This is a genomic window from Phytohabitans maris (genome assembly GCF_031085175.1).
GTDB classification, from domain to species: domain Bacteria; phylum Actinomycetota; class Actinomycetes; order Mycobacteriales; family Micromonosporaceae; genus Phytohabitans; species Phytohabitans maris.
The window spans coordinates 52,937-60,418 of sequence record NZ_JAVHUY010000062.1; the positions used below are offsets into that span (position 1 = coordinate 52,937).

The 7,482-nt window shown below is 70.6% G+C and carries 9 protein-coding genes; 1 reads left to right on the forward strand and 8 read right to left on the reverse strand.

Annotated elements, in window-relative coordinates; genetic code table 11:
• Positions 1 to 11: 11 nt before the first annotated feature.
• The gene (locus RB614_RS40525) at positions 12 to 422 is read right to left on the reverse strand and encodes a hypothetical protein (protein ID WP_308718038.1); all 411 of its coding nucleotides are present in this window, start codon (positions 420 to 422) and stop codon (positions 12 to 14) included.
• On the opposite strand from RB614_RS40525, the gene RB614_RS40530 reads away from it, so the two are divergent.
• Complete coding sequence (locus RB614_RS40530; RefSeq protein ID WP_308718039.1) at positions 403 to 1,626, forward strand: hypothetical protein; 1,224 nt, start codon at positions 403 to 405, stop codon at positions 1,624 to 1,626. The genes RB614_RS40525 and RB614_RS40530 overlap by 20 nt on opposite strands.
• A 266-nt stretch (positions 1,627 to 1,892) precedes the next feature.
• Here RB614_RS40530 and RB614_RS40535 read toward each other — a convergent pair whose 3' ends face one another.
• From RB614_RS40535 to RB614_RS40565, 7 genes are all read right to left on the reverse strand, one after another.
• The gene (locus RB614_RS40535) at positions 1,893 to 2,315 is read right to left on the reverse strand and encodes a hypothetical protein (protein WP_308718040.1); all 423 of its coding nucleotides are present in this window, start codon (positions 2,313 to 2,315) and stop codon (positions 1,893 to 1,895) included.
• 634 nt (positions 2,316 to 2,949) lie between these two features.
• Positions 2,950 to 5,115, reverse strand: a complete 2,166-nt coding sequence (locus RB614_RS40540) for a cell division protein FtsK (protein WP_308718041.1) — start codon at positions 5,113 to 5,115, stop codon at positions 2,950 to 2,952.
• Positions 5,116 to 5,189: 74 nt separating this feature from the next.
• On the reverse strand, positions 5,190 to 5,384 hold the full coding sequence (locus tag RB614_RS40545) for a hypothetical protein (protein ID WP_308718042.1): 195 nt from the start codon (positions 5,382 to 5,384) through the stop codon (positions 5,190 to 5,192).
• The gene (locus RB614_RS40550; protein ID WP_308718043.1) at positions 5,377 to 5,556 is read right to left on the reverse strand and encodes a hypothetical protein; all 180 of its coding nucleotides are present in this window, start codon (positions 5,554 to 5,556) and stop codon (positions 5,377 to 5,379) included. Before RB614_RS40550 ends, RB614_RS40545 begins: the two co-directional genes overlap by 8 nt.
• An 80-nt stretch (positions 5,557 to 5,636) precedes the next feature.
• Complete coding sequence (locus tag RB614_RS40555) at positions 5,637 to 5,855, reverse strand: hypothetical protein (protein ID WP_308718044.1); 219 nt, start codon at positions 5,853 to 5,855, stop codon at positions 5,637 to 5,639.
• A 21-nt stretch (positions 5,856 to 5,876) separates the two neighbouring features.
• Positions 5,877 to 7,097, reverse strand: coding sequence for a hypothetical protein (locus tag RB614_RS40560; protein ID WP_308718045.1), 1,221 nt, complete (start codon positions 7,095 to 7,097; stop codon positions 5,877 to 5,879).
• The coding region (locus RB614_RS40565) for a hypothetical protein (protein WP_308718046.1) at positions 7,094 to 7,482 on the reverse strand (389 nt) is incomplete at its 5' end. The genes RB614_RS40560 and RB614_RS40565, both read right to left, overlap by 4 nt.

The window sequence follows — 7,482 nt, forward strand, 5'->3', positions numbered from 1 at the left end:
GCCGTGGGAGCTCACCCGCGTCGGACGTACCGGTCGCCGAGGTCGTCGATCAATGCCTTGGCGAGGTCCGACCAGGCGCTCTCGGGGATGCCGTGGAGCTCCGCCAGGTGCTCGGTGACGTCGTCGGGCGTCCAGTCGCTCTGGGTGATGTATGGCGCCCACCAGGCGCGATCTTGCTGCCATCCGGCGACGTGCCCTCGACGACGGGCTGACGCGGCCAAGATCAACCGGATGGTCTCCCTACCCAGGGTCGTACGAACCGCAGGGAAGTGGCCGGCCATCGGGAATGCACTCCACGCCCTCCGGAACGCCCCGTCGAGAACGATCGAGCTGCTCGTGATGCCAGTGACGCCGTGCTTGAGACAGCCGGCGGCGAGGCCCTCCCCGACCACGGTCTCCTGCGTGGCCTTGGTCATCGTCATGTCCGAAACGTACCGCGTCGCGGACGTCGTCGACGGCCATCAGGCCGCCCGCGGCCGACGCCCACGGCAGCGGGTGGCACAGTGTAACGGCGTGTCACTCGATCCCATGATCGTTCGCCGCTTGGCGTTCATCCGCTACCTGCACGGCCTCGGCATCGACCAGGCCCGGCTCCCGGAGCCGCAGTCCCACGCGTCGCTGCTCATGCTCCACGACGCGGTCGAGAGCCTCCTCGTCTTGGCCGCCGATCACTACGGCAAGGCAGCGCCGAAGTTCATGGACTACTGGAAGACCTTGAAGGACGACGTCCCGGGTGGACTCACCAGTATGCGGGGGATGGACCGGCTCAACCGCGCGCGGAACGACCTCAAGCACAACGGGGTGGCGCCATCCGCGTCCACGATCGAGCTCGCCGTCGCAGACACGGCGACGTTCATGGTGGCCACCACACAGGCGGTCTTCGGCGTCGAGTACGCCGAGGTGTCGATGGTGGACGTCGTCGGCCAATCCAGGGTCCGCGAGGCGCTTCGTGACGCCGAGACCGCGTACGCTGGCGGCGACGCGATCCAGGCAATGATCAACGTGTTCGTTGCGTCCGAACTTCTGTTCAGCCCGCACGATCCGAAGGCATACGCCCTTCGCGGGTTCCGCCCCGAATCGCCTTTCGCGTTCGGGGCGGATGCTGGACGATTCTTCGATGTAAATCACCTCGTTACGCGCCTGAAGTCGTTCTTCGCACCCGCTGCGAGCCGGCAAGGCACCTTCCTGCACACCCCCGCGGTCCATAGGGACATCAACGACGCCCTGAGAGACCGGGATGCTCACGAGGCGGCCGAGATGGTTGCCGTCGCCGCCGAGGTCGCTTTCGAGACGCGTCGAGCTGTGCGAATCATGGCACTTGGCATCGAGTTTCCCGCATATCTGCGGTTCGACCGGCTGATGCCTAAGGCAGCCGATAGGTCGAGCAGGCGGCGCATATACCGTGCGCCGAAGGGCTACGCGCCAACGGAGGACGAATTCCGGTTCTGCCTCCAGTTCGTGGTGACCGCCGCGCTGCGGCTCGCGGCCGCCGAGGCTCAGCAGACCGACCCGGAGTGGGTCGTCCGCGACCAGCGCGGCAGGGTGCAGTGGGAGGACATCGCCGAAGGGCGCTGGGATCACCTCGTCGACGAGTCGGAGCCCGGCCCGCGCCCTCCGGCGCCCTAGTCCGTCGCGGCGACCGCCTGGGCGGCTGCCGTCCCGTCGAGGTACGGCGCGGCCGCGGTCACTGCGGTGTCTGCGGCGTCCGCGAGCCGATCGGGGTGGACGTCGGGTAGCACAGCGGCGAGGGCACGCTCACGGCGGCTACAGCGGTCGCGTGGAGGTCGTCAGCGAGAGTCATGCGGGTGAGCGTGCCGCAGCGCCAGGCGTGGTGCCAGACGCCCAACTCAGCTGTCACCTACCCGACGTCGGCGGATACCCGCAGCCGCCACTCAGTCGCGGCGCACGCGCTCCTCGCCCAGCTTGGCGACGAACGGCTCGGCGAGTTCCATCCAGATCGAGGGGAGGATCCCGTGGCTGCGTCGCATGAGGTCGGCGACCTCCTGGTAGCTGTCGGCGTACCGCAGGTGTGGCTCCCACCAGCCATTTTTGATGTGCCACGCCACGTCGCTGCTCCGCCGACGCGGGCTGTGGTCCAGGATCTCCGGCAGGTTGCACCGCTCGAACGACGCTTTGATCGCCCGGAACATCGTCGACGCCAGCGGGAAGGTCGGCCAGGCGTGGTTGAACGCCATTTCTACCTCGCTGCCCTTGGCGGTGAACGCCGCCACGTCGATGGCGTGGAGCCCGACCGCGAGGCCATCGCCGACGAGGGTCTTCTGGGACGTCGGAGACAGTTGCTGTCGCGTAGTCATGCTGGCCACGATAGCCACAACCCCTGACAAATCGTGCAGGCCGAGCTTCCGGCATGGTTCGGTCGTGATCTGCGCTTCGGCATCGCCGCCTGGCTGGACATTACGAACCAGAATGCGTCGCCGCCGTGGCCGGTCTCCCGCATCGAGCACTCCCTGTGGTTCTGTCGCGGAACCGGTGGGGGGGGGGGGGGGGGGGGGGAGGCCCCGCCGCCCCCCCCCCCCCCCCCCCCACGGCCAGGTGTTCAGAATCGACCACCCCGGTCAGGTGGTTGGTTTCCAACCACCTGACGCGCGCTGCTCGGCTGGCCGGCCCGGCGCAGCAGGCGGAAGTGGTCGACGAACCGGCGGCCCCACCGTTTCCGTGCGCCGGTGCCTCCGCACCACCAGCACGGCGGTTCGCCGCGGCGGACTCGGCGGGCGCCGTGGCCGCCGCAGATCCGGCAGGCCGTGAACGGGCGGAGCCAGCACTTCGCCGTGTACACCGCGGCCCAGCCGAGCCCGGCGAGGACGAGCAGCCCGAGCAGCCCGGCAGCGATCTCTGTAGCGGACGCCCCGCTACGCGTAGCGGCTGCGCTACACAGGCCGCTACCGACCTGACCTGGGCAGACGGCCTGTTGTAGCGGCTGGACGGGGATCATCGCGAACCCCCGAAACTGGCCCTGACGACGTTCCCAGGACCCTGCTCGCCGCTACCGCTACGGGCCGCGTCCCGGCGGGCGATCGCCGTCTTCACCGCGTCGAGCAGGCACCCCTTCAACACCTCGTCGCCGTCCCGGACGTTCACGCTCGGCACCCCGAACGCCCGGACCTGGGCCGAGATAGCCTCCGACGTGGTACCCGCGTACGCTTCCGCGATCACGTCCGTGAGCCGGGCGGCGAGGGTCTGCCACTGCAGCCGGTCCTCGCCGGGCAGGAAGACGCTCATCACGTCCGCGAGGACGTCCCGGACCTGCTTGGTCGCCTCCTCGCCGGCGGCGTACCCGGACAGGGTGCCGGCCGCTTCCCGGTGGCGGCGGGCGGCGAGCAGGACTTTCTCCGCGTCGGCCGCGTCGGCGAGGTGGGTGCGGACGGTGGGGGTTTCGTCGGTCAGCCCGTACAGGTAGCCGACACCCCGGTACTCGGGGCCCATTGGCAGCGCCGACGCGTCGTATCCCTCGCCGTAGGCGTCGCCGCCGAGCACCGCCATGGACACGTCGCGGTTGCCGCACTTGAGCGCGAACCTGACGGCGTGGTTGTCGCGGTACCGGTTGAACAGCCGGCCCACGTCACCGGCGCCGACACCGGACGGCTTCTGCGAGCTCGACAGCAGGATCACGCCGGCGGACGGGCCCACCGAGATGATGAACGACAGGAGGGAGGCGACCTCCTTGTTCTTGTCCTGGTCCTCCAGTTCGAAGTAGCACTGGAACTCCTCCATCACGAGGAGCCACACCCGCAGGTCCGGGTAGCGGGGGTCGCGGGCGAGCTCGGGGGTGAGCTTGCCCTCGGGGCAGACGTCGACGGGCAGCGTGGAGAGCACCTCGTTGACCTTGACGATGTGCGCCTTGATCTCCTCCAGCGCGTCGATCAGCATCTCGACTGGGTCGCCGTCCCGGTTCGGGGTGGTGCCGAACACGATCCGGTGCGCGACCAAGGTGAACTTGCGCCAGTCCGGCGAGTTTTTGCCGTCGGCGACGACGAGCTTGACCCACGGGTCGAGGGCGGCGTGCAGGGCGAGGAGTCGGGCGGAGAACGTCTTGCCCTTGCGTGGCTGGGCGCCGACCAGGATGGAGTGCCAGATGAGCGGGACCTCGACGCGGCGGCCGCGTTCGTCGAGGCCGAACCGGATCGGCTTCCAGATGTCGCGCCGTTTCAGGTCGAGCATGTCCGTACGCCCGGCCGGGATGGCGAGCGGGTCCTCGTCGGCGACGAACAGGAAATGGCTGCGCTCGGACTTGCGGTCGCGGGTCAGGAACACCTGGAACTCGGACACGTCCAGGCCCGAGGCGAGAGCGCCCTTGGCCTTGATCGTGTCGGCAAAGGTGCGGCCGTGGGCGAGGGCGATGTGGACGTGGGAGCCAGTCTCCAGCGTGTCCCGCGCCATCGTGGACAGGAACTCGACCTTGGCCTTGTCGGGGTCGCCGAGCTTGGCCGAGTAGTAGGCGCGCAGCACGATGTCCGGGTTGAGCCGGCGCAGGCGGTGCACGACCACCGCGGCGGACACGATCGGCTTGTCGACCGGCCGGCCGTAGTGCGCCAGCCCGCACACCGCTACGGCGGCGGCAAGCAGCTGCAGCCACCACGGTGCCAGCCACCACAGCAGGCCCAGGGCCGCGAGGACGGCGATCGCCTCGCTGGCGAGGACGGAGCCGCGCCACGCCCGCGTGTGGCGGGCCTCCCGGTGCAGCAGCAGCCAGGTGGCCGGGTCGTTCCTCGTCGCCGCTTCCTGCCGCAGACGGTGCTGCTCCAGCACCCACCACCAGCGGATCTGCCGGCCGGCGACCTTTAACAGGCCCACGGTGGACCACAGCAGGGCCAGCGGCACGTAGATGACCGGGAGCCTCCAGCCGTGGTACAGCGCCCGGTAGCGGGCGAGGTCGGCGTGGTAGGAGGCCCAGTTCTTGAACCCCTGCCACGAGTGCCACGACGGCGGCAGGATCGGTTTGCGCTCCTCGCGCGCCTTCTGCGGCTGGGCGGTGATCTCCGGCGTCTCGACCGGCGCCGTCTGGAGGACCAGGTCGTCGGGGTCGCCGTCGAGGAGCACCTCGAAGTGCGTGTCGCCCGGACGCTTCTGCGCCGGGCTGGGTTGCTCTGTGGTCAACTGGTCGCTCCCATTCCGGTGGGAAGCGGGGCGCCGCCGGTGCTGTCCAGGCGAGTGGCGGCGCCCCGCGCTAGTTAGAACCTCAGGTGCGGGCCGTTGGCCTGCCGTTCACGCTCGGCTGCTGCCGCCGCCTGGATCTCTTCCTGGTGGGCGGGCGACAGGTCGCGGAAAGCCTGCCTGCCGGCCTCGCTGCGTCCGGCGATCTTCAGCAGCGCCCACGCGGACAGGTTCGCCGCGTCGTCGTTGGTCGCCTGCCTGCCCTTAGCCACGGGAGCCGCCGTCGGTGCTGCGGGCGACCTCGGCCCACACCTCGTCCGAGGTCATCGCGTTCAGCGCCTGCCGGTAGTTGCCATCCTGCTTGCAGTCGCCGACGTACTGCAGGCGGTCCCGCTCGGCCCGGCTGGCGGCCAGCTGCCGCTCCGAGCCCTTGCTGAGTCCCATGTGGATCTCTCCTCTCCCCGCCGCTCTGGCGGGTCACCGCGGGCGCCCCGACCCGGTCAGCGAGGCGCCACGGAGACCCGTCAGCCCTGCTCGCGCAGGTACCGGTCGATCTGCCGCTCGTAGTGGCGCTGCTGGCCGGTGGCCCGGCCCAGCTCACGCAGCCGCTCCACGAACGCGGCGTCGTACTGGTCGCGGTGGTGCCGGGCGGTCGCCCGCGCCCGGTCGTTGAGGTCGTGCAGCGCCTGCACGCTCTCGTCGACCTGCTTCGCACTGGCGAACAAGTCGTCCAACCAACCCATCCCGATCTCCTCCCCCGGCGCCTACGCCGACACCGAGTCCTCGTGCCTGCCATTGGGAGTGGTGGCGACCGGCTCGACAGGCTTGGGCCGGTACCGCTGGACGGTCCGCGCCGAGACGCCCAGCCGCTTCGCGAGGCGCGTCACGTCCGTGTTCGGGTTCCTGGTGAACGCGCGCACGATCGCCGCCTCGTTGCTGGGCCGGCCCGGCTTCTTCGGCGCGTCCTTCTTCGCCCGCCGGGTGGGCTTCGGCTTCGCCGGGCTCTCTGCCATCGGTGCGTGCAGCGCCTTGATCGAGTTGGCGAGGAACCGCCGGTCTTCCTCGGGCAGGTCGCCTATGCCGTCCTGGACCGGCTCGATCGCGGTCGTCTGGTAGACCGGCAGCGGTTCAACCGCTGTCCCGGCGGGTTCCGGTGCGGGGAAGGGGCCGGCGGGCAGCACCGTCTCGGTGTCGTCCACTTGCTGCCGCCCGGGGCTGGACACCTCGGCTTCGGCGGTGAGGGCGAGCTGTGGCTCGTCGAGCTGGCGGACCGCCGTGACGGCAGTGGGCGTGACCTCGGCCGCGATGATCGCGGTCAGGCCGTCATAGTCCGCGCTCTCGGCGAGGCGGGCGGCGACCTCGTCCAGGTCATACACCGTCACCGCGATGTCGGCGGCGGCCGGCCCGGTCGCCTGCCGGATCTTCGCGTGCAGCACCTTCGACAGCGCCCGCTGCCGCCGCTCCGTACGCACCGCGGCCTCAGCGGCGGCGAGACTGCCGTACAGGCCCAGCGTCGGGTCGACGAGGGCGAGGTGCCGCGCACGCCGGGTCAGCCACGGGTGCCGCAGCCAGTGCACCAGGCCGTAGACCGGCGGGGTCGGCGGCAGCTTCCCGGCCGCGCGCAGAGCATCCCGGCGACGGGCCGCAGAGTCGATCAGCCAGACCGAGTACCCCAGGGCGGACATGCCGGCGAAGAACGCTGCCTGGCCCGGTTCTTCCCAGTGTCCGAGGAGGTTCACCAGCACCGCCCCGACTGCCACTGCGGCGGACAGCAGCCGGGACCACATCGCCCGCTCGCCGAGCTGCCGGCGGCGGTCGGCGTGCATCGACAAGACGGCTCCGCCGAACTCGACCGCGCCGACGGCCAGGAACGCGAACGGCGCCCACCAGTTCAGCCAGCCGGTAGCGGCCTGCCCGGAGCCGACCAGCGCGACGCCGAACACGACCACGTAGAACAGCCGCAGCGCGGTGCGGGTGTCGCTCATCGGGTGATCTCCTTGAGCTTGCCGGTGGCGATCGCGTGCTGCGTGGCCTTGGCATGGTGTGCGGCGAGGTAGCCGGTCGCCGCGAGGACACCGCCCACCGTGGCGACGTAGCCGATGCCGGCCATCGCGAGGACCCACGCGGCGACCGGCCCGGCGGCGACCCGGATGACGAACCAGCCGGTGACGTACGCGGTCGTGGTCGCGAAGAGGGTGAGGCGGGCCCGATACGACGCGCGCTGCCACCAGCGAACGAGCGTGACGGTCAGCCACGCGTGGTTGCCGACCAGGCCCAGGACGATCAGGGCCGTGCCCCAGCCGCCGCCGACGCAGATGCCAGCGGTGATCAGCGCGGTCGCTGCCGCGCACAGGGCGATCACCCGGCACC